The sequence below is a fragment of the Micromonospora sp. NPDC004336 genome, from assembly GCF_053602615.1.
The window spans coordinates 44,004-68,128 of the sequence record NZ_JBSGDY010000002.1; the positions used below are offsets into that span (position 1 = coordinate 44,004).

Here is a 24,125-nt window from a genome sequence, read left to right on the forward strand (position 1 = left end):
GGCGCGCCCGGGGGTGGTTATGGTCGTCGGGTGAACCGACTCGCGGACGCCACCTCGCCCTACCTGCTCCAGCACGCCGACAACCCGGTCGACTGGTGGCCGTGGTGCGACGAGGCGTTCGCCGAGGCGAAGCGGCGCGACGTGCCGGTGATCATCTCGGTCGGCTACGCCGCCTGCCACTGGTGTCACGTGATGGCCCACGAGTCGTTCGAGAACGAGCAGGTCGGCGCCCTGATGAACGACGACTTCGTGTCGATCAAGGTGGACCGCGAGGAGCGCCCCGACGTCGACGCCGTCTACATGACCGCCACCCAGGCGATGACCGGGCAGGGCGGCTGGCCGATGACCGTCTTCGCCACGCCCGACGGCACCCCGTTCTTCTGCGGCACCTACTTCCCCCGACCCAACTTCGTCCGGCTGCTCCAGTCGGTGGCCGCCGCCTGGCGGGACCAGCGCGACGCCGTGGTCAGGCAGGGCGCCGCCGTGGTCGAGGCGATCGGCGGCGCCCAGGCCGTGGGCGGCCCCACCGCCCCGCTGGACGCCGCGCTGCTCGACGCCGCGGCCGACCGGCTCGCCGAGGAGTACGACGAGACGCACGGCGGCTTCGGCGGCGCGCCCAAGTTCCCGCCGCACATGAACCTGCTCTTCCTGCTCCGCCACCACCAGCGCACCGGCTCGGCGCGCAGCCTGGAGATCGCCCGGCACACCTGCGAGGCGATGGCCCGCGGCGGCATCTACGACCAGCTCGCCGGCGGCTTCGCCCGCTATTCGGTCGACGAGCACTGGACCGTGCCGCACTTCGAGAAGATGCTCTACGACAACGCGCTGCTGCTGCGGGCGTACACCCAGCTCTGGCGGCTGACCGGCGACCCGCTCGCCGCCCGGGTCGCCGCCGAGACCGCCGCCTTCATGATCGACGACCTGGGCACGCCCGAGGGCGGCCTCGCGTCGGCGCTGGACGCGGACACCGAGGGCGTCGAGGGCCTGACCTACACCTGGACGCCGGCCCAGCTCGTCGAGGCGCTGGGGGAGGAGGACGGCCGCTTCGCCGCCGACCTGTTCGCGGTCACCGAGGCCGGCAACTTCGCCCTCCATCCCGTCGCCGCGCCGCAGGGCGGCGCCCCGGACGCGGGGGAGGGCGCCGAGCACCGCACCAGCGTGCTGCGGCTGGCCCGCGACGTGGACGACGTCGCCCCCGAGGTGGCCGCCCGCTGGGAGCGGGTCCGGGCCCGGCTGCGCGAGGTCCGCGACGCCCGGCCCCAACCCGCCCGCGACGACAAGGTGGTCGCCTCCTGGAACGGGCTCGCGGTCACCGCGCTGGTCGAGCACAGCGCGCTCACCGGCGACCCGGTCACCGCCGCCGCGGCCGTCCGCGTCGGCGAGGTGCTCGCCGACCGGCACGTCGTCGACGGGCGGCTGCGCCGGGTCTCCCGGGCGGGCGTCGTCGGCGAGCCGGCCGGCGTGCTGGAGGACCACGGCTGCGTGGCCGAGGCGTTCTGCGCGCTGCACCAGCTCACCGGGGAGGGGCGCTGGCTGACGCTGGCCCGTGACCTGCTCGACGTCGCGCTGGAGCGCTTCGCCGCCCCCGGCGGGGGGTTCTACGACACCGCCGACGACGCCGAGCGGCTGGTCTCCCGCCCGGCCGACCCCACCGACAACGCCACCCCGTCCGGGCGCTCCGCGATCGTCGCGGCGCTCGTCGCGTACGCGGCGCTGACCGGCGAGACCCGCTACCGGGAGGCGGCCGAGGCGGCCCTGTCGACGGTGGCGCCGATCGTCGGCCGGCACGCCCGGTTCACCGGCTACGCGGCCACCGTCGGCGAGGCGCTGCTCTCCGGGCCGTACGAGATCGCCGTGGTCACCGACGAGCCGACCGGCGACCCGCTGGTCGCGGCGGCGCACCGGCACGCCCCGCCCGGCGCGGTGATCGTGGCGGGCCGCCCGGGCCAGGACGGCGTGCCCCTGCTCGCCGACCGGCCGATGGTCGACGGGCGGCCCACCGCGTACGCCTGCCGGGGTTTCGTCTGCGAACGCCCGGTGACGACGGTGGACGACCTGGTCGGTCAGCTCGGCCGGCGCTGACGCTCACGGCCAGAGCAGCTCGCGGTCCCAGCCCGCGCCGGCGCGGCGGTAGCGCAGCCGGACGTGCCGGCGCTGCGCGTCCGCCTGCCAGAACTCGACGCTGTGCGGCGCGACGGCGTAGACGGTGTGCGTCCCCGCGACGAGGCCGGGGTCGGCGGCCAGCCGTTCCCGGACCCGGGCCAGCTCACGGTCCAGCTCGGCGGGGTCGGCGAGCACGTCGCTCTGCCGGCCGGCCAGGCCGGCCGCCCGGGACCCGTCGGGCCGGGCCAGGAAGTCGGCCCGCGACACGGCGGGGTCCGCCGCGGTGGCGACGCCCCGAACCCGGACCTGGCGGCCCTGCTCGCGCCAGTGGAAGCTGAGCGCGGTGAGCGGGTTGGCGGCGAGCTGGCGGCCCTTGGCGCTGGCCGAGCTGGTGGCGAAGTGCCAGCCGGCCTCGTCGAGGTCCTTCAGGATCAGCACCCTGGCGTCCGGCATGCCGTCGGCGTCGACGGTGGCGACGGTCATCGCGTGCGGCTCGTCGACGCCGGCGTCGATCGCGCCGGTGATCCACTCGACGAAGAGGGCCAGCGGATCGGCCGGTGCGGCGGCGGGCTCGAACGACGGCATGTCGTGCGCGAGCACCGGCAGGCCACGGAGCAGGGCGCGGATCGTCATGCCGTGATCCTTCCAGGGCGGGCGCGCGGTGTTCGATGTGCCATCCGGCGGGGCGGCCCGCCGGCGGCCCCGATAGGCTGACGCCGCTATGGATTCCCGTACCGGTCTGCCCGTTGTCGGCATGGTGGGCGGCGGCCAGTTGGCCCGGATGACCCACCAGTCCGCGATCGCCCTCGGCCAGTCGCTGCGCGTGCTCGCGCTGGCCCCCGACGACGGCGCCGCGCTGGTCGCCGCCGACGTCCAGTACGGCGACCACACCGACCTCGCCGCGCTGCGCACCTTCGCCAAGGGCTGCGACGTGGTGACGTTCGACCACGAACACGTCCCCAACGAACACATCCGGACGCTGGCCGCCGAGGGCGTGAAGCTCTTCCCGCCGGCCGACGCGCTGCTGTACGCCCAGGACAAGCGGGCCATGCGCGAGCGGCTCGGCGGGCTCGGCGCGCCCAACCCGGCGTGGCGGCCGGTGGCCGAGCCGGCCGACCTGGTGGCCTTCGGCGACGAGGTCGGCTGGCCGGTGGTGCTCAAGGCGGCCAGCGGCGGCTACGACGGCCGGGGCGTGTGGCTGGTCGACGACGCGGCGCAGGCCGCCGAGCTGGCCGCGACGTTGCTCGCCGGCGGCACCCGGCTGATCGTCGAGGAGCGGGTGGCGCTGCGCCGGGAGCTCGCCGTGCAGGTGGCCCGCTCGCCGTTCGGGCAGGTCGCCGCCTACCCGGTGGTCGAGACGGTGCAGCGGGACGGCATCTGCGTCGAGGTGCTCGCCCCCGCGCCGGGCCTGTCCGAGGAGTTGGCGCTCGGCGCCCAGCAGCTCGCCATCGACCTGGCCACCGCGCTCGGCGTGGTCGGCCTGCTCGCGGTGGAGCTGTTCGAGGTCGCCGACCCGGCCGCGCCCGGCGGCAGCCGGGTCGTGGTCAACGAGCTGGCGATGCGGCCGCACAACTCCGGGCACTGGACCATCGAGGGCGCGCGCACGTCGCAGTTCGAGCAGCACCTGCGGGCGGTCCTCGACTACCCGATGGGGGACACCTCGCTGGCCGCGCCCGTCGTGGTGATGGCGAACGTGCTCGGCGGCGAGCCGGGCGGGATGTCCATCGACGAGCGGCTGCACCACCTCTTCGCGGCCGAGCCGGGCGCCAAGGTGCACCTCTACGGCAAGCAGGTGCGGCCCGGCCGCAAGATCGGGCACGTGACGGTGCTCGGCGACGACCTGGACGACGTACGGACGCGGGCCGCCCGGGCCGCCCGCTGGCTGCGGGAGGGGCACCAGTGAGCGCGAACGGGGAGCGGGCGGGCGCCGTCGTCGGCCTGATCATGGGCAGCGACTCGGACTGGCCGACGATGAAGGCCGCCGCCGAGGTGCTGGACGAGTTCGAGGTGCCGTACGAGGTCGAGGTGGTCTCGGCGCACCGGACCCCGATCAAGATGATCGACTATGGTCGGGCCGCCGCCGACCGGGGCCTGAAGGTCGTCATCGCCGGCGCGGGGGGCGCCGCCGCGCTGCCGGGCATGGTCGCCTCGGTCACCCCGCTGCCGGTGATCGGCGTGCCGGTGCCGCTGAAGCACCTCGACGGGATGGACTCGCTGCTCTCCATCGTGCAGATGCCGGCCGGCGTGCCGGTGGCCACGGTGTCCATCGGCAACGCCCGCAACGCCGGGCTGCTCGCCGTCCGCATCCTGGCCGCCGCCGACCGCGCCCTGCTCGACCGCATGTCGGCCTACCAGGTGGACCTGGAGCAGCTGGTGGCCGAGAAGGACGCCGCCCTCCGCGCCTCCCTCGCCTGACGCCGTCGCTTCCGGCCGGCCCGGCCGAGCCCGATGCGGCTCTCCGCGCCTGTCTCGCCTGACGCCGCCGCTTCCGGCATCCCGGCGGAGCCTGACGCCGCCCATCGCGCGTCGCCCGCCTGACGACTCCCGGAACGGGCCGCCGCCCGCCGGCCACGCCGGCGGGGCCGACCGCCGCGCCGGGGGTGTGGATTTCCGCACCCTGGCCGTTGGGGTCGGCCCGTCGCGCTCGGCGGTCGACCTCATGGTCCGCGCCGCCGTGGATCCATAGCGTCGTCGGCATGATCCATCTGTGGCATGCGTCGACGCACGCTGGCTCGTGCGTCCAGGAGTCCGACCCGCTGTCGGGCGGACCGGTCGGAACGGTGACCGACCTCGTGGAGCGGGAGGCCGGCCGATGACGCCGGGTGCCGGCGGTCACGCGCCGGCGCACCGCGGGCGACGGGGCGGTCGGTCGCCCCTCACCACGCGGATCGGCCGGTGGAGCGCCAACCACCCCTGGCTCGCCATCACGGCCTGGCTGTGCTTCGTGCTGGCCAGCGTGGTCGGCGGCAGCCTCGCCGGCACGGTCGAGGCCACCAGCCAGGACAGCCTGCACGGGGAACTGGCCCGTGCGGACCGCATCGAGCAGGCCGGGAACTTCCCCGAACCGCCGGCGGCGGAGAGCGTACTGATCACGGCGCGGACCGGTGACCTCGACCTCGACCGGGCGCGGGCCGTGGCCACCGACCTGTCGGCGCGCATGCGCGGCCTGCCCGACGTGGCGAAGGTGGCGGAGCCGGTCGTCTCCCCCAGCCGCCAGGCGGTGCTGGTCGAGGTGGAGATGGCCGGCTCGGCGGACGACGCCGACGCACGGGTCGGGCCGCTGCTGGAGGCGACCGAGCAGGAGCAACAGCGGCATCCCGACCTCCGGGTGGAACAGGTGGGCTCGGGCTCCCTGTCGAAGGCGCTGACCGAGACGCTGGCGGCGGACTTCGTCAAGGCGGAACTGATCAGCGTGCCCGTGGCGCTGGTGATCCTGCTGTTCAGCTTCGGCGCCCTGATCGCCGCCGGCGTGCCCGTCGTGCTGGCGCTGTCGGCCGTGGCCGGCGCGATGGGCCTGGCCCAGTTCGCCTCGCACATCTTCCCGGCGGGGGAGATGGTGAACAGCATCATCCTGCTGATCGGCATGGCGGTCGGCGTCGACTACTCGCTGTTCTACCTGCGCCGCGAGCGGGAGGAACGGGCCCGCGGGCGCGACCACCGCAGCGCGGTCGAGATCGCGGCCCGCACCTCGGGGCACGCCGTGCTGGTCTCCGGCCTGGCCGTCATGGTCGCCATGGCCAGCCTGTTCCTGGTCGGCGACAACACGTTCAGCTCGATGGCGACCGGCTCCATCCTCGTCGTCGGGGTGGCCATGATCGGGTCCCTCACCGTCCTGCCCGCGATCCTGGTCGTCCTCGGGCGGTGGGTGGACCGGCCCCGGGTGCCCTTCCTCGGCCGGCGGATCCAGCGGGCGGAGCGCAGCCGCTTCTGGGCGGCGGTCCTGCGGCCGGCGCTGCGCGCGCCCCTGGCGACGTTCGTGATCTCCGTCGGGGTGCTGGTCGTCGTCGCCGTACCGGCGCTGGGGATGAACCTCAAGCGGCCCACCCTCACCGACCTGCCCCGCTCGATCCCGATCCTGCACACCTACGACCGCCTGGCCCAGGCGTTCCCCGGCAACGAACTCGGCACCAGCCACCTCGTCGCGATCCGCACCGGCCGCGCGGGCGGGGCGGCGGTGGAGCGCGAGATCACCGACCTCGCCGCGCGGATCAAGGGCGACGGCCGGTTCGCCCAGGACCGCCCGCCGACCGTACGCAGGTCCGCCGACGGCACCGTCTTCCTGGCGACCGTACGGGTGACGGGCACCAGCGACAGCGACGTGGCGGCCGAGTCGCTGCACCGGCTGCGCGCCGAGCTGCTGCCGCAGACGGTCGGCACGGTCCCGGACACGGAGTGGGCGGTGGCGGGTCGTACCGCCAACGACGCCGACTTCCGCGACCGCATGGCCGACGCGCTGCCGGCGGTCGTCGCGTTCGTCCTCGCCATGACCTTCCTGGTCATGCTCGTCACGTTCCGCTCGGTCGTGGTGGCGATGACCTCGATCCTGCTCAACGCGATCTCCGTGGCCGCCTCGTACGGGCTGCTGGTGCTGGTGTTCCAGCACACCTGGGCGGAGGGCCTGCTCGGGTTCACCTCCAACGGCGCGATCGTGTCCTGGCTGCCGCTGATGCTGTTCGTCATCCTCTTCGGGCTCTCGATGGACTACCACGTGTTCGTCGTCAGCCGCATCCGCGAGGCGGTCCTGCAGGGCGTACCGACCCGGCAGGCGATCGAGCGGGGCATCGTCTCGTCGGCGTCCACGGTGAGCAGCGCCGCGATCATCATGGTCGCCGTGTTCTGCATCTTCGCCACCCTGTCGGTCGTCGAGTTCAAGCAACTCGGCGTGGGGCTGGCCGCCGCGATCCTGATCGACGCCACCATCATCCGCGCGGTCGTCCTGCCGTCGCTCATGCGACTGCTCGGCGAGGCCAACTGGTGGGCCCCGCGATTCCTCGCCGGCCGCCCCCGGACCGGGGTCGCGGACGCCGACCGCGACGCCGACACTCAGGTCCTCGTGGCGGCCGTCGACCGATAGCCGGGCCGGCGGTCCGGCGCGCCGCGGCGTGACCGGCCGCCGTCCCCGCTGATCCTTTCCTGACACCCACACCTCACCGGAAGGAGGACGGGCACACGGGCCCGCAAGGGCACGCGGCCCTGACGACAGATGACCACTTCATGGGACCCCACCGCGCCGGGCGTGCTCCGGCTGCCGTCCGGCCGACTCGTCCGCGGCCGGGGACTTCGACGCCCGCTCCCGGAAGGGGCGGAACCCACCTTCGCGCTCTATCTCCTCGGCAAGCCGCCGGCCCAGGTGGCCTGGGAGCACCGCTGGGTGCGCTGGCCCGACTTCTGGCTGCCGTCCGACCGGGTCGCGACCGCCGACGCGTTGCGCGAGGCGTGGGCCCGCGCCGAGGACGGCCGCGTCGAGGTCGCCTGCGGCGGCGGGAAGGGCCGCACCGGCACCGCCCTCGCCTGCCTCGCGGTGATCGACGGGGTGCCGAACGACCGGGCGGTCGCCTACGTTCGGCAGCACTACTCGCCACAGGCCGTCGAGACGCCCTGGCAGCGCCGTTACGTCGCCCGGTTCCAGTAGCCGGTTGCGACGACCCGGGGGGGGGCGCGGCGGGGGCGATCGTGCCACCCGTCGTGCGCTCCCGACCCGCGCCAGACGCCGCCGACGAGCAGCCCTGCTGCTCGTCGGCGGCGTTCGTCGCGCCGGCCCTCGGCCCGGTTCCGGTGTCGCGCCGGCCTTCGGCCCGGTCCCGGCGTCGCGTCGGCCTTCGGTCCGGTTCCGGTGCCGCGTCGGCCTTCGGCCCGGTCCAGGGTTCGCGCCCCGGTGCCGCCCGCCGGGCCCGGCGCCTCAGCGCATGCCGCGTAGGGCCGTCTGAAGGCGTTCCTGGGCGCGCCGGCGGCGCTCGTTGCTCGCGCCCAGCACCAGCAGCAGGAGCCCGACCGGGATCAGCGCCAGCCAGGGCCCGAAGCTGAACAGCGCGTGCACCGCCGCGATCGCGGTGACACCGGCGCCGACGATCACCGGCGCCTGCTGCTGGCTCATGGACCCGAAGACGAGCACCGCCACCGCCCCGAGCAGCAGCAGCACCTGACGCAGCGTGCTGGAGTCGGTGGCCAGCACGATCGCCAGGGTCGGCACGAACGCGGCGACCAGCGCCGGACCGTACGCGACCCAGCTGCTCAGGTCGGGCCGGTGCCGCAGCTCCAGCACCCCGACGAGCAGGGCGAGGGCGGCGAACGGCAGCGTGTACGCCTCCGGCAGCGCCACGTCGGCCACCCGCATCAGGATCCACCAGGCGGCGATCTCGCAGACCACGACCGCCCAGAACAGGATGCGCCGCTCCACCGGCCGGCGGCCGGGCCGGGTGGCCGCCACCCCGAGGACCGCACCCCAGGCGGCCAGCAGCGCGGCGATGTGCCGCGGCGAGTCGAAGGCCAGCGCCAGGGCGATCAGGGCGGCCGCGTGCCCGCTCCACTCCACGGTGGCCGCCTCGCGCTGGGCCTCGGGGCGGCGCAGGCGGGGCAGGGTCGCGGCGAAGACCTGCAGGGCCGCGCCGACCGCCAGCACGCCGAACGCCGACCAGACGGCGGCCAGCCCCGCCACCAGCCCGGCGGTGAGCACGAACAGCTGCGCCATCAGCGAGGCGAAGAGCCAGCCGAGGATGCGCGCCCGCTGGGTGACGCCGAAGAGGGCCGCCACCGTGCCGACGCCGACGGCGCCGCCGAGCGTGAACAGCGTCAGCTCCCGGGTGGCGAGGCTGCCCGCCAGCCCCGCGCCCCCGGCCGCCAGCCCGATGGCGAAGACCAGTACGCGGGTCAGCCGCAGCGAGCGGGCCCGCTCGACCAGCGGGGGCGGCGGGGTCAGCGCCAGACCCAGCATCGAGATGGTGAACACGGCCAGCGCGGCGAGGGTGCTCGCCGGCCAGCCGTTGCCCAGCGCGACGGGGGCGATCAGCAGCGTCACGGCCGCGCCGGGCAGCACCACCGGCACCGCCCGGGAGCGCCGACCGCCGCTGAACCCGGTGGCCGCCAGCGCGGCGGTCGCGGTGAGCAGCAGCGCGGTCAGTACGTGCGTGGCGTCGACCGCGCCCGGCGGCGGGGTGAGCAGGTCCGGCGGCGGCCCCTGCCAGACCCGGGCGAGGCTGCGGTGCGGCTCGACCAGGGCGGCGACCAGGGCCGGCGCGATCGACACCAGCGCCAGGACGGTGGGCAGCGCGGCGACGGCGAGCGCGCCGGCGGCCGGGCTCACCCGCCAGCGTCGCCGCGTGCCGTCGTCCGGCAGCCGGCGCAGCGCGCCGTCGAGCAGCACGGACCAGCGCCGCACCGGCTGGGCCGCGTCGGCGGGCGGCTCGGTCGCCCCGCGGATCAGCTCGGCGAGCACCCCGAGCAGGGCAGCGGCGGCGGCGTAGACACCGACGGGCAGCCCGGTGGGGATGGCGGCCAACGCGCTGATCGTCGCGCCGCCGGCCACGGCCGCGCTCGCCCAGGGCAGGTACTGCGGGACCTGCCGCCGGACGGCCGCGACCGCCGCCAGGCCCAGGCTGGACGCGGCCAGCGCGGCGGTGAGCACCACCTCCGACGAGTGACCGAACTCGGCCGCCAACGCCGCGACCGCGCCCGGGGCGGCGAGCAGGGCCGCGCCGGCGGCCGCGCCCCCGATCTGGGCCAGGTGCGGGGGCATCCCTTCGGCCTCGATGTCGTCGACCTGCGGAACGGCCAGCGTCCGGGCCAGCGCCCCCACCACCACGCCGATCAGCGCGATGCTGCCGAGCGCCAGCGCGGTCGTCCACGGCCGGACCAGGCCGGCCCCGGCGGCGTGCAGGGCGACCACGCCGGCCACGACCGCCCGGGACAACCCGGCGCGCGGGTCGACCGAGGCCACGGCGGCCATCCCGAAGACGGTGGCGACCATGCCGCCGACCAGGACCGGCGACCACCACGGCAGGTCGAACGCGGCCGGCGCGCCGATCGTGGCGAGCACGGCGGCGACGCCCGACACGTCGTACTTCCACGGTGGCGGCAGCAGGACCGCGGCGGCGACCCCGAGCAGGGCCAGCGCGACGGGTGCCTGCCACGTCGACCCGCCGGTCGGCGCGGCGGGCCAGCCGGTCAGGTCGCCGGCCCAGATGGGGCCCGGGGTGGCGAGGACGCCCCACCCACCCCGCAGGGCGCTCCAGCCGGCCAGCAGCCCGATCAGGACGCCGCCGACGGCGAGGCCGAGGATCGGCCCGCGCCGCCACTCCTCGGGCATCGCCCGGGCGGCCACGGCCACCACCAGCACCAGCCCGGCGGCGACGGCGAGCTGCCCGCCGGGGGTGAGCACGGCCGCGATCCGGGCCAGGGTGGCGATCAGGGCGGCGGTGACGGCCGCGGCGGCGAGGTCGGAGCCGTCCAGGGTGAGGTCGGAGCGCCGGCCCGCGTCGATGGGGCCGGCGAAGACCACCATCGCGGCGGCGACGAGCAGCAGCCCGCCGACCCAGGCGTCGGCGGCGGTGGCGCCCGGCGCGCCGAACGCGGCGGCGGTGACCACGACCGCGCCGAGGGCGGTGCCCACGGCCAGCGGCGCCGCGATGCGCCGCTGCGAGACCTGCACGACGGCGGCGTAGCCGAGGGTGACGCATACCGCCAGGAAGGTGGCGGCCAGCACCGGCACGGTGGCCTCGCGCAGGCTCGCCGGGGTGGGCGTCGGGTCGGCGGGCACGGTGGCCGCGACGAAGGCCGCGACCGCGCCCGGCAGCGCGAACGCCGCGCCGCCGGCCGCCCAGGCCGAGACGGTGTCGGCCGAGGCCGGGGCGAGCCGCATCCGGGGCGCCACGGCGACCAGCACCCCGGCGGCGAAGAGGGCGAGCAGGACCGCGCTGGTCAGCGCGGGGCGGGCCAGGGCGGCGCCCGCGCCGAACAGGCCGACGCCGGCCGCGGCGGCGGCGTGCGCCACGGCGGCCCGCCCGGTCCGCGCGGAGAGCCCGGCCACCCCGATGCCGATCGCGGTCAGCACCATCGGCCAGGGCGCCACCGCCCACCCGAGGCCGAACGAGGCCGGCACGGCGAGCGCGGTCAGCGCCGCGCCGACCACCGCGAACTCCTGGCGGATCTCCGGTGGCAGGGCCAGCACGGCGGCCACGGTCAGCAGGAAGGCGCTCGCGGCGAGCTGCCAGGCGGCCGGACCGACCGCCGCGGACAGCTCGGCGGGGTGGCGGCTCAGGTCGGCCGCCCACGCCGGCAGCGCGGCGCGGACCGGAGCGACCCCGGCGCGCAGGGCGCCGCCGGCGACCACCACGCCGCTGACGGTGAGCGCCACCGCCGAGGCGAGCTGCGGCCCGCGCCGGGCGGCCTCCGGGACCGCCCGGACCGCCAGCCCGGTGACCGTGATGACCCCCGCGATCAGCAGCAGCGCCCGGCCGGGCAACGCCACCGAGGCGACCCGGCTCAGGGCGCCGATCACGGCGAGGGTGAAGATCCCGGCGCCGACGTCGGGCAGCGGCGGCCGGCGCAGCGCCAGCGTCCCGGCCAGGCCCGCCGCGGCGGCCAGCAGCAGCACCAGCCCCGCGCCCGTCGCGGCCGGCACGGTCGTCGCGCGCAGCAGGGCGGTGACGGCGTACGCGAGGGCGACGGCGACCGCCACGCCGTGCAGCGCCCAGGTCAGCTCGCGCAGCCACGGCACCGGACGGGCACCCGGGGCCGGCCCCTGCTCCGGCAGCGCGCCGTCGAGCACCTCGCCGGCCTCCTCCGGCGCCCCCTCCGGCCGGCCCTCGGCGCGGCGCTGCCGGGGCGCCGACGGCGCGGCGGGGGCGGGGGGCGGCTCGGGCAGGTCGCGGCGTACCGGCCGCTCCACGGTCACCGGGGAGCGGGCCAGCCAGAGGTCGAGCAGGGCCACCGCGGTCAGCACCAGCGCCCAGCCGCCCGGGCCGGTGATCCGGTCGTACGCCAGCAGCGGCAGCACCGGCTGGGCGGCCAGCACGGTGGCGAACCGGGGCGCGCGCAGGCCCGTCCAGCCGGCGTAGCCGAAGGAGACGCCGGCGGTGAGGGCGAAGACGACCCCGGCGAAGATCGCGCCCGAGGCGCCGCCGTTGCCGATCCGGTCCACCGCCCACAGCGCGTAGCCGGCGAGCGGCACCAGCAGCAGGCCGACGGCGGAGATGGTCTCGGCGGTGGAGGTGAGCCCGCGCCGCGCCAGCACCGGCGGGGCGAGCAGCATCAGCACGGTGGCGAGCAGCAGGATGCCCAGCCGGGCCAGCGCGTCCATCGAGCTGGTGGCCACCGCCGCGAAGACGACGGCGGCGACGCCGAGCAGCAGCGCGCCGAGCCCGAGGGGGATGTTCTGCACCTCGCGGGAGGACGCCTCCGGCGGGTGTTCGGGGTCGTCGGCGTCCAACCAGGTGGCGTCCGGCGGCGGGGGCGGGTCGTCGGGGGCGGGCGGGGTGCCCTGCCGGGGGACCCGGGGCGGGGCGCCGGTGGCGGCGGTGGGCGGCCGGCGACCCGGCCGGCGGCGCAGCACCTTACGGGGACGGGTGGCCTGCTTGAGGCGTTCCTCGCCGGCGTGGGCGAGGATGTCGCGCTGGAAGAGCGCCGCCTGCATCTTGGCGGCGATCTGGCGCTGCTCGCTGGCGATGGCGGCCTCGCGGGCCTTCATCTCCGCTATGGACCGCTCGATCTCCGCCAGGTGCTCGACCCACTGTGGCTGGTGCGCGCCGCAGTGCGGGCAGCTGACGGCCGGCTTGATCTCCCGGCCGCACGAGGAGCACTGAAAGCTCGCCACGACACCCCTCCACCCGCACTGTGGACTTCCACCATCGCAGCATGCCCAATGCGGGCGCGGATTTCGACAGTTGTCGGCGGGTCCGGGGCAAAGATCGTCGGAGCGGACGGCGAACGGCCGGTCGCGGAGCGTACTCCACGGCCGGCCGTCCGGTCGTCGTCCGTCAGGGGCGGCCCATGCCCCGGTATTCCCAGCCGGCCTGCGTCCACAGTGCCGAATCCAGGCAGTTGCGCCCGTCGACCACCTTGCGGCCGGCAACCAGCTCGCCGAGGGCGACGGGGTCGGCGTTGCGGAAGTCGGCCCACTCGGTGAGCACGCAGACCAGGTCGGCGCCGGTCACGGCCTCGTTGATGCCGGGCTCGTAGACCAGCTCGGGGGCCACCGCGCGGGCCCGCTCCATGCCCTGCGGGTCGTAGACGTGCACGTCCGCGCCGGCCTTGCGCAGCAGCGCGGCGACGGCGAGCGCGGGCGCGTCGCGTACGTCGTCGGTGTTGGGCTTGAACGTCGCGCCGAGCACGGCCACGCGGGTGCCGGAGAGGTCCGGCCCGGCCGGCCCGGACCGGCGGCCGAGCAGCTCGGCGGCGAGCTGGACGACCCGGGTCCGGCGGCGCATGTTGATCAGGTCGACCTCGTGCAGGAAGCGCAGCGCCTCCCCGGCGCCGAGCTCCTGGGCGCGGGCCTGGAAGGCGCGGATGTCCTTGGGCAGGCAGGCGCCGCCGAAGCCGAGCCCAGCCTGGAGGAACCGGTTGCCGATGCGCGGGTCGAGGCCGATGGCCCGGGCGAGGTGGGTGACGTCGCCACCGGAGGCCTCGCAGACCTCGGCCATCGCGTTGATGAAGGAGATCTTGGTGGCGAGGAAGGCGTTCGCGGCGACCTTGACCAGCTCGGCGGTGGCGAAGTCGGTGACCACCAGGGGCACCTCGCGGTCCTCCGTGGCGGCCAGGTCGAAGACGCCCTTGTGGGCGGCGTAGAGCATGCCGTTGGCCCACTCGCTCTTGACGCCGACGACGATCCGGTTGGGCCGCAGCACGTCGTCGACGGCGAAGCCCTCCTGGAGGAACTCGGGGCTCCACGCCACCTCGACGCCCAGGTCGGCGGGGGTGTGCTTGCTGACCAGCTGCTCGACCCACTCGGCGGTGCCGACCGGCACGGTGGACTTGCCGACGATCAGCGCCTTGCGAGTCAGGTGCTGGGCCAGGCTGGTGACCGACGCCTCGACGTACGATAGGTCGGCCCCCATGCCGTCGGCGCGCTGGGGCGTGCCGACGCAGATGAAGTGCACGTCGCCGAATTCGGCGATCTCGGCGATGTCCGTGCTGAACCGCAGCCGCCCGGCCGCCAGGTTGCGCTTGAGCAGCTCGTCCAGGCCGGGCTCGTGGATCGGCACCTCGCCGGCGTTCAGCATGGCGATCTTGTCGGCGTCGACGTCGAAGCCGAGAACCTCGTAGCCCAGTTCCGCGTAGCAGATGGCGTATGTCGCACCGAGGTAGCCGGTGCCCAGGAAGGTCACCCGTGGCCGCTGCGCGCCCGAGGGGGGCGTCACCGCGGCGATGGCGGGCATCGGCTGGGTGTTCGGGTACGGGATCGTCACGCCTGTCTTCTCCGCTCGCGCTGGCGTCGCGTCGTCGCGTCGCGTTCTGCTGCGGCGCCTGGGCGGGCACCGGAGGGACTCTATGCCTGTCACTTCCATCATCGCCGGGCGGCGTCGACGCGCGTCGTGGCCTAGCCTACGCGGCGGTAACATCGCCTGAGGTGGTCGCTATCCTTCAGTCTGCGCCGTCGGCGGTCAGGAGACGCTACAGACTGCGCATGATAGCGGTGAAGGGGAGGGGCCGACATGGCCGCAGAGCAGTCGTTCGACGTCTACCGGTTGCCCGAGGAGCACGAGGCGATCCGGGAGGCGGTCCGTGAGGTCTGTGCGGCCAAGGTGGCGCCGCACGCCGCCGAGGCGGACGAGACCGGTGAGTTCCCGAAGGCGTCCTACGACGCGCTGCGCGCCGCGGACTTCCACGCCCCGCACATCCCCGTCGAGTACGGCGGCGCGGGGGCGGACGCCCTGGCCACGGCCATCGTGATCGAGGAGGTCGCGCGGGCCTGCGCCTCGTCCTCCCTGATCCCGGCGGTCAACAAGCTCGGCACCATGCCGCTGCTGCTGGCGGGCTCGGAGGAGCTGAAGCGCAAGTACCTGACCCCGGTCGCGGCCGGCGGGGCGATGTTCTCGTACTGCCTCTCCGAGCCGGAGGCGGGCAGCGACGCGGCCTCGATGACCACCCGCGCCGTACGTGACGGCGATCACTGGGTGCTCAACGGCGTCAAGCGCTGGATCACCAACGCCGGGGTGTCGGAGTTCTACACCGTCTTCGCCGTGACCGACCCGTCGGCCCGGTCCCGGGGCATCTCCGCCTTCGTGGTCGAGAAGTCCGACGCCGGGGTCAGCTTCGGCGCGCCGGAGAAGAAGCTCGGCATCAAGGGCTCGCCGACCCGCGAGGTCTACCTGGACAACGTCCGGATCCCGGCGGACCGCATGATCGGCGCCGAGGGCACCGGCTTCGCCACCGCGATGAAGACCCTCGACCACACCCGCGTCACCATCGCGGCGCAGGCCGTCGGCATCGCCCAGGGCGCGCTCGACTACGCCAAGGGCTACGTCCAGGAGCGCAAGCAGTTCGGCAAGGCGGTCGCCGAGTTCCAGGGCGTCCAGTTCATGCTCGCCGACATGGGCATGAAGCTGGAGGCGGCCCGGCAGTTGACGTACGCGGCGGCCGGCAAGTCCGAGCGCGGCGACGCCGACCTGACCTACTTCGGGGCGGCGGCCAAGTGCTTCGCCTCGGACGCGGCGATGGAGATCACCACCGACGCGGTGCAGCTGCTCGGCGGCTACGGCTACACCCGCGACTACCCGGTGGAGCGGATGATGCGGGACGCCAAGATCACCCAGATCTACGAGGGCACCAACCAGGTGCAGCGCATCGTCATGGCCCGCCAGCTCCTCAAGGGCTGAGCCGGCCGCGGGTCCCGGCCGGCGGGGCAGATCTCTGGTCGGCCTGGCCGCGGGTCCTGGTCGGCGGGGCGGGTTTCTGGCGGGCGGGCCGCGGGTTCCGGCCGGCGGGGCGGGTTTCTGGTCGGCCGGGCCGCGGGTCCCGGGTCGGGCCGCAGGTCCAGGGTCGGCCGGGCCCGGTCGGCGGGCGGGCCGGTCTCCCGGCCCGCCCGGGGGCGTCACCGGATCTCGGTCGTGTCCTCCGGTCGGTTGCCCGTGCGCGGCGGCGCCGACCACGGCGACTCGCCGCCGGTGCGGCGGGGCAGCGGCTCGGTCGGCGTCGGGTCCGGGTAGCCCAGGGTCAGCGGGGCGGTGTCCCGGTCGGTCGAGCCGGCCGGGGGCCAGTCGGTCAGCGTGAAGTCGTCCCGCTCCGGGCCCGACGCGGTGGCCGGCGTCGGCTCGGCCGCCGGGCGGGGCCAGCGGCGCCAGCGCTGCCCGCTGAACGTCGCCATCACCAGGAGCAGCCCGATCAGGAACAGGGTGCCGTTCTCCACCGGCAGGTGCAGCGGCAGCGGATCGCCGAAGACCTTCCAGCCGTCCGGGATGCGGTCGCGCACCTCGAAGGGCGCGACGAACATCCCCACGTACGGGGCGGCGAGCAGCAGCCCGGCCACCAGCGGGCCGAGCGGTGAGATGCGCAGCGTGCCGAGCAGGCCGAGCAGGATCCCGCCGACGGCGAGATATACGGCAGGCTCGATGAGATTGGCCGAGTTGGACGTGCCGATCTCGACCCAACGGTCGACGGTGCCCGCCGACCCGTCCTGCCCGAGCGTGACCAGCACCCACGTGACGGGTGCCACCACCAACCCGGCGAGGAAGCTCCAGAGATGTCGCATCCGCGCACCGTACCGTTTCCGACATGACCGAGCACCCCTCCGCCGCCCCGGCCGGCAAGCCGACCTCGTACTCCCGCGTCACCCTGAGCCGGATCATGACCGCCGTCGACGTCAACCTCTACGGCAGCGTGCACGGCGGGGTGCTGATGAAGTTCATCGACGACGTGGCGGGCGCGGCGGCGGCCCGGCACAGCGGCGGCACGGCGGTCACGGCGGCCATCGACGAGATCGTCTTCGCCGAGGCGGTCCGCGTCGGCGACCTGGTCCACGCCCACGCTCAGGTGAACTGGACCGGGCAGACCTCGATGGAGGTGGGCGTCCGGGTGGTGGCCGAGCGGTGGGACTCGGCCGAGGACGAGCCCGTCCGGGTGGCCACCGCGTACCTCGTCTTCGTGGGCGTCGACCTCGGCGGCGCGCCGCGGCCGGTCCGGCCGGTGCTGCCGGAGAGCCCGGAGGACGAGCGGCGGTTCCGGGAGGCGGAGATCCGCCGCGCCCACCGGCTGGCCCGCCGCCGCGCCATCCAGGCCCACCGCGCGGGCTGACGCTGTGCCGGAGGGCCCCTCCCGCACCGGAAGCGCCGGGACGGGGCCCGGGCCGACCTGGTGGCGACGCCGGGCCGGTGCCGGTGGCGATGCCGGGGTCGGTGGTGACCTTGGCGGGCGGCATCGGGGCCGGTGGTGATCTTGACGGCGGCACCGGGCCGGTGCTGACCTTGAATGGCGGCACCGGGGCCGGTGCTCTCCCCGCACCTCGGCCACACAGGCGGGTGGTGGGGCATGTGGGCTCCGCACGTGCGCCGACGGGGGTCGGGTGCGGAGAATGGCGCTTCGAGGTAGGGCAAGATGGCGCCACGGCCCATTTCACAGTGTCGTGCGGGGCCAGGGGAGGGTGGAACAGTGGGTGACGTGCTGTGGACGCCGCCGGCGGACGTACGCGAGCGGTCCCGGATCGGAAGCTACCTGCGCTGGCTGCGGGAGCACCGGGGGCTGGACTTCGCCGACTACGACGAGCTGTGGCGCTGGTCGGTCACCGACCTCGAGGCGTTCTGGCGGTCGGTCTGGGACCACTTCGAGGTGGTCGCGCACACCCCGCCGACGGCCACGCTGACCGACCGGGGCATGCCCGGGGCCAGGTGGTTCCCCGGCGCCACCCTCAACTACGCCGAGAACGTGCTGCGGATGCCCGGCCGGGCCGACGACGACCCGGTGGTGATCGCGCACGGCCAGACCCGGGCGCCGGTCACCCTCACCGCCGCCGAGCTGCGCGAGCAGGTCCGCCGGGTGGCGGCGGGGCTGCGCCGGCTCGGCGTCGGCGCCGGGGACCGGGTGGCCGCGTACGCGCCGAACATCCCCGAGACGTACGTGCTGCTGCTCGCCGCCAGCAGCCTCGGCGCGATCTTCTCCTCCTGCGCGCCGGAGTTCGGCACCCGCAGCGTCACCGACCGCTGGCAGCAGATCGAGCCCAAGGTGCTCGTCGCGGTGGACGGCTACCGCTACGGCGACAAGCCGGTGGACCGGCGGGGCGAGGTGGCGGCGATCCGGGCCGCCCTGCCGTCGCTGGAGCACACCGTCGGCATCGGCTACCTCGACCCGGCTGCCGTTTCGCCGGCTGCCGCGCCGTCAGCCGCCGCTTCGTCGGCCGGTACTTCGTCGCGTGTTGCTTCGCCGGCTGCCGCGCCGCCGGCCGGTGCTTCGTCGGTGGGCGCGCCGCCGGCCGGCGCTCCGGACCTGGCGGCGGGCGCGTTCGAGGGCGCGCTGGCCTGGTCGGATCTCGCCGCCGACACCGACGAGCCGCTGACGTTCACCCCGGTCGCCTTCGACCACCCGCTCTACGTGCTCTACTCCTCCGGCACCACGGGCCTGCCCAAGCCGATCGTGCACGGCCACGGCGGCATCCTGCTGGAGCACCTGAAGATGCTGGCCCTGCACCACGACCTGGGCCCGGCGGACAGGTTCTTCTGGTTCACCACCACCGGCTGGATGATGTGGAACTTCCTGGTCTCCGGGCCGGCGGCGGGCGCGACCATCGTGCTCTTCGACGGCAACCCGGGGCACCCCGACCTGGGTGCGCTGTGGCGGCTGGCGGAGGAGACCGGCACGACGTACTTCGGCACCTCCGCGCCGTTCCTGCTGGCCTGCCGCAAGGCCGGCCTGGTGCCGAGGGACGTCGCCGACCTGTCCGCGCTGCGCGGGGTCGGCTCGACCGGCGCGCCGCTGCCCGCCGAGGGCTTCACCTGGGTGTACGAGACGGTCGACGACGACCTCCAGCTCCAGTCGCTCTCCGGCGGCACGGACGTCTGCACCGGCTTCGTCGGCGGTGTTTCGCTGCTGGCGGTGCACGCCGGGGAGATCACCTGCCGGGCGCTGGGCGCCAAGGTGGAGGCTCGGTCGGCCGACGGCACCCCGGTGATCGGCGAGCTGGGCGAGCTGGTGATCACCGAGCCGATGCCCAGCATGCCGGTGGGCTTCTGGAACGACCCGGACGGCACCCGCTACCGCGAGGCGTACTTCGACGTCTACCCGGGCGTCTGGCGGCACGGCGACTGGATCACGATCAACGAGCGGGGCGGCTGCGTGATCACCGGCCGGTCCGACGCGACCCTCAACCGGGGCGGCGTACGGCTCGGCACCGCCGAGTTCTACTCCGTGGTCGAGGGGCTCGACGAGGTCGTCGACTCGGTCGTGGTGCACCTGGAGGACGACGAGGGCGGCGCCGGCGAGCTGCTGCTCTTCGTGGTGCTCGCCGAAGGGCTGGAGCTGGGCGACGCGCTGCGCAAGAAGATCTGCCGCGAGCTGCGTACCGCCCTGTCGCCGCGGCACGTCCCGGACGAGATCCACCAGGTGCGGGCCGTCCCGCGCACCCTGTCGGCGAAGAAGCTGGAGGTGCCGGTCAAGAAGATCCTCACCGGTACGCCGGTGGACTCGGCGGCGGCCAAGGGCGCCCTGGCCAACCCGGAGTCGCTGTCGGCCTTCGCCACCCTCGCTCAGCGCCGCGCCACCAACCCCGACCCCACCCCCGCCTGATCTCCCCACTTCCCACACCCCACCCCAGGCCCTGCACCCCCGCACCCTCCTGACCCCTCCCCACGCCCCACCCGCCCTCCATCCCGCGCCCTTCCTCGCGCCCCCTCGCGCCCCCTCGCGCCCTCCCGTGCCCCCTCGTGCCCTCCCGTGCGTCGATCTTGCAGTTATGGCCCCCGATCTGAGGGATTTGCTCCTTGTGTCGGGGCAAGAAGTGCAAGATCGACGTGGCGAGGGGGCGGCGCGGGAGGGCGATGCGGGAGGGCGGGGCGAGAGGGCAGTGCGAGAGGGCGGCGCGGGAGGGCGGCGCGGGAGGGCGGGGCGAGAGGGCGTGAGCAGGAGGGCGTGAGCGGGGGCGGGAGGGGGCGCGAGGCGAGAGGGCGAGAGTGGCGAGGCGAGGGGGCGGCATGGAGTGCACCGCGCCCTCGTCGCGCCCTCGCCGCGCGTCGATCTTGCACTTGCTGCCCCCGATATGGGGTATTTGACCCGTGTGTCGGGGCACAAAGTGCAAGATCGACGCGGCGAGGGGGCGGGGCGAGAAGGCGCGGCGAGGGGGTGGGTCAGGTTAGGGGGCGGGTGACCTTTTCCGTCGTGGTGCGGGGCTCCACGCGGGACGGGTCGAGGTTGGCGCAGAGGACCGCGCTGGCGCCGGCCACCAGCGGGGCGAGCAGCCAGTCGACCGGGTCGGGGTACGTGGCCGTGTCGACCAGCACCCGGTCACCGGCCACGATGCCGAGCGCACCCGCGCGGGCGGTCGCGCGGGCCAGCAGTTCGGCGTCGTCCGGGCCGGCGGCGTACGGGCTGAAGTGGTCGCCGTGCGCGCGCACCACCGAGACGTAGTCGGCGAAGCCGGGCGGGACCTGCCGCATCGGCAGCGCGAACGGGTCGAGGGCGAGGGCGTACCGCTCGCCGGCCCGCCACGCGCCCGCCTCCTCGATCCGCGCGACGGCGGCGAAGAGCACGTCCACGTCGCCCGGCGTGTCGGCCACCCGCAGCCCCGCCGACCAGCAGCCGAGCAGCACCGCCGCGGTCTGCCAGTGCGGCGGGAGCAGCACCGCGGCGGTGTCGCCGGGACCGACGGCCGCCTCGTCCACGAGCAGGTTGGCCGTCTTGGCCACCCAGTTCGCCAGGGTCGCGCCGGACAGCTCGGCCCGTTCGCCGGTGGCGTCGTCGTACCAGGTCAGCAGCGGTCGGGTCGGGTCGGTCGCGATCGCGTCGGCGAAGACCCGGGCAATGTTGTCGGCCATCGGCGCGAACGATACGCCCCCGCCGGCCGTACTCGAAGACAGCGACAAGTCGGCGTACGGTCGGGTCGCAGTCAGCGTCCGACCCGGGCTCCGGCGTAGGCTTGCCCGGAGTGTTGTTCCCCACAACCCCGCCAGTTCAAGGAGTCGCCCCGTGACCGCCGGTCGCCCGCCCCGCGTGCTCATCGACGCCACGAGTGTCCCCGCCGATCGTGGCGGTGTCGGTCGATACGTCGACGGCCTGCTCGGCGCCCTCGGCAAGGTGTGCGGGTCGGGGGTGGAGCTGGCCGTCGTCAGCCTCCGCACCGACCTGGAGCGCTACGCCCGGATGCTGCCCGGGGCGGAGGTCATCCCCGCCCCGGCCGCCGTCGCGCACCGTCCCGCCCGGCTCGCCTGGGAGCAGACGGGCCTGCCGCTGCTCGCCCAGCAGGTGGGCGCGCAGGTGCTGCACTCGCCGTTCTACACCTGCCCGCTGCGCGCCGGCTGCCCGGTCACGGTGACCGTCCACGACGCGACGTTCTTCACCGAGCCGGAGCACTACGACAAGTCCCGACGCACGTTCTTCCGCAGCGCCATCAAGACCTCCCTGCGCCGCGCCGACCGGGTGATCGTGCCGAGCAAGGCCACCCGCGACGAGTTGATCCGGCTGCTCGACGCCGACCCGACCCGGATCGACGTCGCCTATCACGGGGTCGACCACGCCGCCTTCCACGCGCCCAGCGAGGAGGAGAAGGCCCGGGTCCGGGCCCGGCTGGGGCTCGGCGGCACCAGCTACGTCGCCTTCCTCGGCGCCAAGGAGCCCCGCAAGAACGTGCCCAACCTGATCCGTGGCTGGGCCCGGGCGGTGGCCGACCGGGAGAACCCGCCGGCCCTGGTGGTCGCCGGCGGTCAGGGGCACGACGACGACATCGACCGCGCGGTGGCGGAGGTCCCGTCGCACCTGCGGCTGCTGCGTCCGGGCTATCTCCGCTACGCGGACCTGCCGGGCTTCCTCGGCGGGGCGCTGGTGGCCGCCTACCCGTCCTACGGGGAGGGTTTCGGCCTGCCGATCCTGGAGGCGATGGCGTGTGCCGCGCCGGTGCTCACCACGCCCCGGCTGTCGCTGCCCGAGGTGGGTGGCGACGCGGTCGCGTACACCAGCGAGGCCCCCGACCAGATCGCCACCGACCTGGCCGCGCTGCTCGACGACGAGCAGCGGCGGTTGTCCCTGGCCAAGGCCGGCTTCGACCGGGCCAAGGAGTTCACGTGGGAGTCCAGCGCCGAGGTGCACATCGCGGCCTGGAGCCGGGCCCGCGCCTGACACCGCGGCGGGGCGGCGGGCAACCCGGCGTCCGGGCGGGCGGGGTTCGGGCATGATGTGCTGATGCTCTACGCCGTCATCCCGGCGGGTGGCAGCGGCACGAGGTTGTGGCCGCTGTCCCGCGCCGGCCACCCCAAGTTCCTCCACCCGCTGACCGGCTCCGCCGCCTCGCTGCTCCAGGCCACGGTCGAGCGGCTGGGCCCGCTGACCACGGCGGAGCGCACCCTGGTGGTCACGGGGACCGCCCACGCCGCCGCGGTGGCGCGCCAGCTGGCCGGGCTGCCGGAGGAGAACATCCTGGTCGAGCCCTCGCCCCGGGACTCCTGCGCGGCGATCGCCCTGGCCGCCGCCGTCATCGCGCGGCGCGACCCGGAGGCGGTGATGGGCTCCTTCGCGGCCGACCACCTCATCGGCGACCCGCAGCGGTGGCGGGAGGTCGTCCAGGAGGCGGTACGCGGCGCCGAGCGGGGCCTGCTGATGACGGTCGGCATCACCCCGACGCGGGCGGAGACCGGCTACGGCTACCTCCAGACGGGAGACCCGGTCGACGGCGGCCCGCTGCGCCCGGTCGCCGAGTTCAAGGAGAAGCCGAGCGCGGAGGTCGCCGAGGCGTACCTGCGCTCCGGCCGGCACCTCTGGAACGCCAGCATGTTCGTCTGGCGGGTGGACGTGTTCCTCGCCGAGCTGGCCCGCCAGCAGCCCGCCCTGCACGCCGGGATCGCCGAGATCGCCGAGGCGTGGGGCACCGACGCGCAGGACGACGTGCTCGGCACGGTCTGGCCGACGCTGCCGAGGATTTCCGTCGACTACGCGGTGATGGAGGGCGCGGCGACCGCCGGGCGGGTGGCCACGGTGCCCGGCGACTTCGGCTGGAACGACGTCGGCGACTTCCACACCCTGGGCGAGGTGCTGCCCGCCGACGCCGACGGCAACGTGGTGCTCGGCGCCGACGCCAAGCCGGGTGTGCTGCTGCGGGACAGTTCGGGGCTGGTGGTGGTGCCGCACTCCGGGCGGCTGGTGGCCACCGTCGGCGTGCACGACCTCATCGTCGTCGACACCCCGGACGCGCTGCTGGTCTGCCCGCGCGACCGGGCGCAGGACGTCAAGAAGATCGTCGACGAGCTCAAGGAGCGGGGCGAAGAGGGGCTCGTCTGAGCGTCGCCAGGGCCGGGGCGACCAGCCGCGCCGTCCCGCCGGCCAGCGGCTCCGGCAGCCGGTCCGGCGGGAACCAGCCCAGCGCCTCGGACTCGGCGCTGACCCGTTCCGCCGCGCCGGGCGGGGCCAGGACGGCGAACCGCACGTCGTAGTGCAGGGAGCCGCCCTGGCACCGTACCGGGTGGATGTCCACGTCGATCGGGACCGGGTCGATCCGCAGGCCGGCGATGCCGGACTCCTCGGTGGCCTCGCGCAGGGCGGCGCCGGCGAGGGTGCGGTCGGCGGGTTCGCAGTGCCCGCCGAGCTGCACCCACTTGCGGAACTTGCCGTGCAGGCAGAGCAGCACCCGCGACCCCGTGGCGTCGAGCACCAGCGCGCTCGCCGTGACGTGGCCCGGCCGGTGCGCCCGGCTCATCGCCACCGGCCCGGCGGCCAGCAGCGCCACGGTGCGGTCCCGGGCCTCGGCGGCGTCCCGGCCGGTCGGCTCCCATCGGCGCAGCGTGGCGACGGCGTCGGCGTACAGCGCCGCGTGGACGTCGCCGTCGGCGGGCGGCGGCGCCGTCCGGGGCGCGGTGGCGGGGGAGTTCGGCATGCCGACACTGTACGAGCCGGCGCTTCGTACC

The 24,125-nt window shown here is 75.3% G+C and carries 15 protein-coding genes and 2 pseudogenes; 11 read left to right on the plus strand and 6 right to left on the minus strand.

All coding sequences use genetic code 11. The annotated features are described in order from the left end of the window. Positions 1–30 precede the first annotated feature (30 nt). Both ACWENR_RS00840 and ACWENR_RS00845 read left to right on the plus strand, forming a co-directional pair. Positions 31–1,318: pseudogene (locus ACWENR_RS00840) on the plus strand (thioredoxin domain-containing protein); the annotation flags it as partial. Between the two features lie 59 nt (positions 1,319–1,377). Then, a pseudogene (locus tag ACWENR_RS00845) lies at positions 1,378–2,082 on the plus strand (hypothetical protein); the annotation flags it as partial. Between the two features lie 3 nt (positions 2,083–2,085). Here the strand turns inward: ACWENR_RS00845 and ACWENR_RS00850 are convergent. Continuing rightward, the gene (locus ACWENR_RS00850) at positions 2,086–2,736 is read right to left on the minus strand and encodes a pyridoxine/pyridoxamine 5'-phosphate oxidase (RefSeq protein WP_452274996.1); all 651 of its coding nucleotides are present in this window, start codon (positions 2,734–2,736) and stop codon (positions 2,086–2,088) included. Between the two features lie 88 nt (positions 2,737–2,824). Here ACWENR_RS00850 and ACWENR_RS00855 point away from each other — a divergent pair, with 88 nt between their 5' ends. The 4 genes from ACWENR_RS00855 to ACWENR_RS00870 all read left to right on the plus strand — a co-directional run bounded on the left by ACWENR_RS00855 (position 2,825) and on the right by ACWENR_RS00870 (position 7,735). Next, a complete protein-coding gene (locus ACWENR_RS00855; RefSeq protein ID WP_452274997.1) occupies positions 2,825–4,006 on the plus strand; it encodes a 5-(carboxyamino)imidazole ribonucleotide synthase in 1,182 nt (393 codons plus the stop codon). Between the two features lie 41 nt (positions 4,007–4,047). Next, positions 4,048–4,518, plus strand: a complete 471-nt coding sequence (gene purE, locus ACWENR_RS00860) for a 5-(carboxyamino)imidazole ribonucleotide mutase (protein WP_452275057.1) — start codon at positions 4,048–4,050, stop codon at positions 4,516–4,518. Between the two features lie 397 nt (positions 4,519–4,915). Further along, complete coding sequence (locus tag ACWENR_RS00865) at positions 4,916–7,177, plus strand: MMPL family transporter (RefSeq protein WP_452274998.1); 2,262 nt, start codon at positions 4,916–4,918, stop codon at positions 7,175–7,177. A 129-nt stretch (positions 7,178–7,306) separates the two neighbouring features. Then, a complete protein-coding gene (locus ACWENR_RS00870) occupies positions 7,307–7,735 on the plus strand; it encodes a protein-tyrosine phosphatase family protein (protein ID WP_452274999.1) in 429 nt (142 codons plus the stop codon). Between the two features lie 267 nt (positions 7,736–8,002). On the opposite strand, the gene ACWENR_RS00875 is transcribed toward ACWENR_RS00870, so the two are convergent. Next, on the minus strand, positions 8,003–12,910 hold the full coding sequence (locus tag ACWENR_RS00875; protein WP_452275000.1) for an SCO7613 C-terminal domain-containing membrane protein: 4,908 nt from the start codon (positions 12,908–12,910) through the stop codon (positions 8,003–8,005). 163 nt (positions 12,911–13,073) lie between these two features. Further along, positions 13,074–14,501 carry a UDP-glucose dehydrogenase family protein gene (locus ACWENR_RS00880; RefSeq protein ID WP_452275001.1) on the minus strand — a complete coding sequence of 476 codons (1,428 nt, stop codon included), beginning with the start codon at positions 14,499–14,501 and terminating at the stop codon, positions 13,074–13,076. Between the two features lie 246 nt (positions 14,502–14,747). Between ACWENR_RS00880 and ACWENR_RS00885 the strand changes: the two genes are divergently transcribed. Next, a complete protein-coding gene (locus ACWENR_RS00885; RefSeq protein ID WP_452275002.1) occupies positions 14,748–15,911 on the plus strand; it encodes an acyl-CoA dehydrogenase family protein in 1,164 nt (387 codons plus the stop codon). A 215-nt stretch (positions 15,912–16,126) separates the two neighbouring features. Here the strand turns inward: ACWENR_RS00885 and ACWENR_RS00890 are convergent, their stop codons facing one another. Then, positions 16,127–16,783 carry a hypothetical protein gene (locus ACWENR_RS00890; protein ID WP_452275003.1) on the minus strand — a complete coding sequence of 219 codons (657 nt, stop codon included), beginning with the start codon at positions 16,781–16,783 and terminating at the stop codon, positions 16,127–16,129. Between the two features lie 23 nt (positions 16,784–16,806). Between ACWENR_RS00890 and ACWENR_RS00895 the strand changes: the two genes are divergently transcribed. Together ACWENR_RS00895 and ACWENR_RS00900 are read left to right on the plus strand one after the other, a co-directional pair. After that, positions 16,807–17,325: an acyl-CoA thioesterase gene (locus tag ACWENR_RS00895; RefSeq protein WP_452275004.1), complete on the plus strand. Its 519-nt coding sequence runs from the start codon at positions 16,807–16,809 to the stop codon at positions 17,323–17,325. Between the two features lie 300 nt (positions 17,326–17,625). Further along, a complete protein-coding gene (locus tag ACWENR_RS00900; protein WP_452275005.1) occupies positions 17,626–19,806 on the plus strand; it encodes an acetoacetate--CoA ligase in 2,181 nt (726 codons plus the stop codon). A gap of 557 nt (positions 19,807–20,363) precedes the next feature. Here the strand turns inward: ACWENR_RS00900 and ACWENR_RS00905 are convergent. Continuing rightward, complete coding sequence (locus tag ACWENR_RS00905) at positions 20,364–21,050, minus strand: TIGR03089 family protein (RefSeq protein WP_452275006.1); 687 nt, start codon at positions 21,048–21,050, stop codon at positions 20,364–20,366. A gap of 151 nt (positions 21,051–21,201) precedes the next feature. Between ACWENR_RS00905 and ACWENR_RS00910 the strand changes: the two genes are divergently transcribed. Together ACWENR_RS00910 and ACWENR_RS00915 are read left to right on the plus strand one after the other, a co-directional pair. Further along, complete coding sequence (locus ACWENR_RS00910) at positions 21,202–22,347, plus strand: glycosyltransferase family 4 protein (protein ID WP_452275007.1); 1,146 nt, start codon at positions 21,202–21,204, stop codon at positions 22,345–22,347. Positions 22,348–22,410: 63 nt separating this feature from the next. Further along, positions 22,411–23,502 carry a mannose-1-phosphate guanylyltransferase gene (locus tag ACWENR_RS00915; RefSeq protein ID WP_452275008.1) on the plus strand — a complete coding sequence of 364 codons (1,092 nt, stop codon included), beginning with the start codon at positions 22,411–22,413 and terminating at the stop codon, positions 23,500–23,502. On the opposite strand, the gene ACWENR_RS00920 is transcribed toward ACWENR_RS00915, so the two are convergent. Continuing rightward, complete coding sequence (locus tag ACWENR_RS00920) at positions 23,471–24,094, minus strand: NUDIX hydrolase (protein ID WP_452275009.1); 624 nt, start codon at positions 24,092–24,094, stop codon at positions 23,471–23,473. The two genes, ACWENR_RS00915 and ACWENR_RS00920, sit on opposite strands and share 32 nt — an antisense overlap. Positions 24,095–24,125: the final 31 nt, after the last annotated feature.

Bases quoted from the DNA above. Each gene is read 5' to 3' on its own strand.
- ACWENR_RS00850 (WP_452274996.1), bottom strand. From the start codon at position 2,736: ATGACGATCCGCGCCCTGCTCCGTGGCCTGCCGGTGCTCGCGCACGAC.
- ACWENR_RS00855 (WP_452274997.1), top strand. From the start codon at position 2,825: ATGGATTCCCGTACCGGTCTGCCCGTTGTCGGCATGGTGGGCGGCGGC.
- purE (WP_452275057.1), top strand. From the start codon at position 4,048: ATGGGCAGCGACTCGGACTGGCCGACGATGAAGGCCGCCGCCGAGGTG.
- ACWENR_RS00865 (WP_452274998.1), top strand. From the start codon at position 4,916: ATGACGCCGGGTGCCGGCGGTCACGCGCCGGCGCACCGCGGGCGACGG.
- ACWENR_RS00870 (WP_452274999.1), top strand. From the start codon at position 7,307: ATGACCACTTCATGGGACCCCACCGCGCCGGGCGTGCTCCGGCTGCCG.
- ACWENR_RS00885 (WP_452275002.1), top strand. From the start codon at position 14,748: ATGGCCGCAGAGCAGTCGTTCGACGTCTACCGGTTGCCCGAGGAGCAC.
- ACWENR_RS00890 (WP_452275003.1), bottom strand. From the start codon at position 16,783: ATGCGACATCTCTGGAGCTTCCTCGCCGGGTTGGTGGTGGCACCCGTC.
- ACWENR_RS00895 (WP_452275004.1), top strand. From the start codon at position 16,807: ATGACCGAGCACCCCTCCGCCGCCCCGGCCGGCAAGCCGACCTCGTAC.
- ACWENR_RS00900 (WP_452275005.1), top strand. From the start codon at position 17,626: ATGGCGCCACGGCCCATTTCACAGTGTCGTGCGGGGCCAGGGGAGGGT.
- ACWENR_RS00905 (WP_452275006.1), bottom strand. From the start codon at position 21,050: ATGGCCGACAACATTGCCCGGGTCTTCGCCGACGCGATCGCGACCGAC.
- ACWENR_RS00915 (WP_452275008.1), top strand. From the start codon at position 22,411: ATGCTCTACGCCGTCATCCCGGCGGGTGGCAGCGGCACGAGGTTGTGG.
- ACWENR_RS00920 (WP_452275009.1), bottom strand. From the start codon at position 24,094: ATGCCGAACTCCCCCGCCACCGCGCCCCGGACGGCGCCGCCGCCCGCC.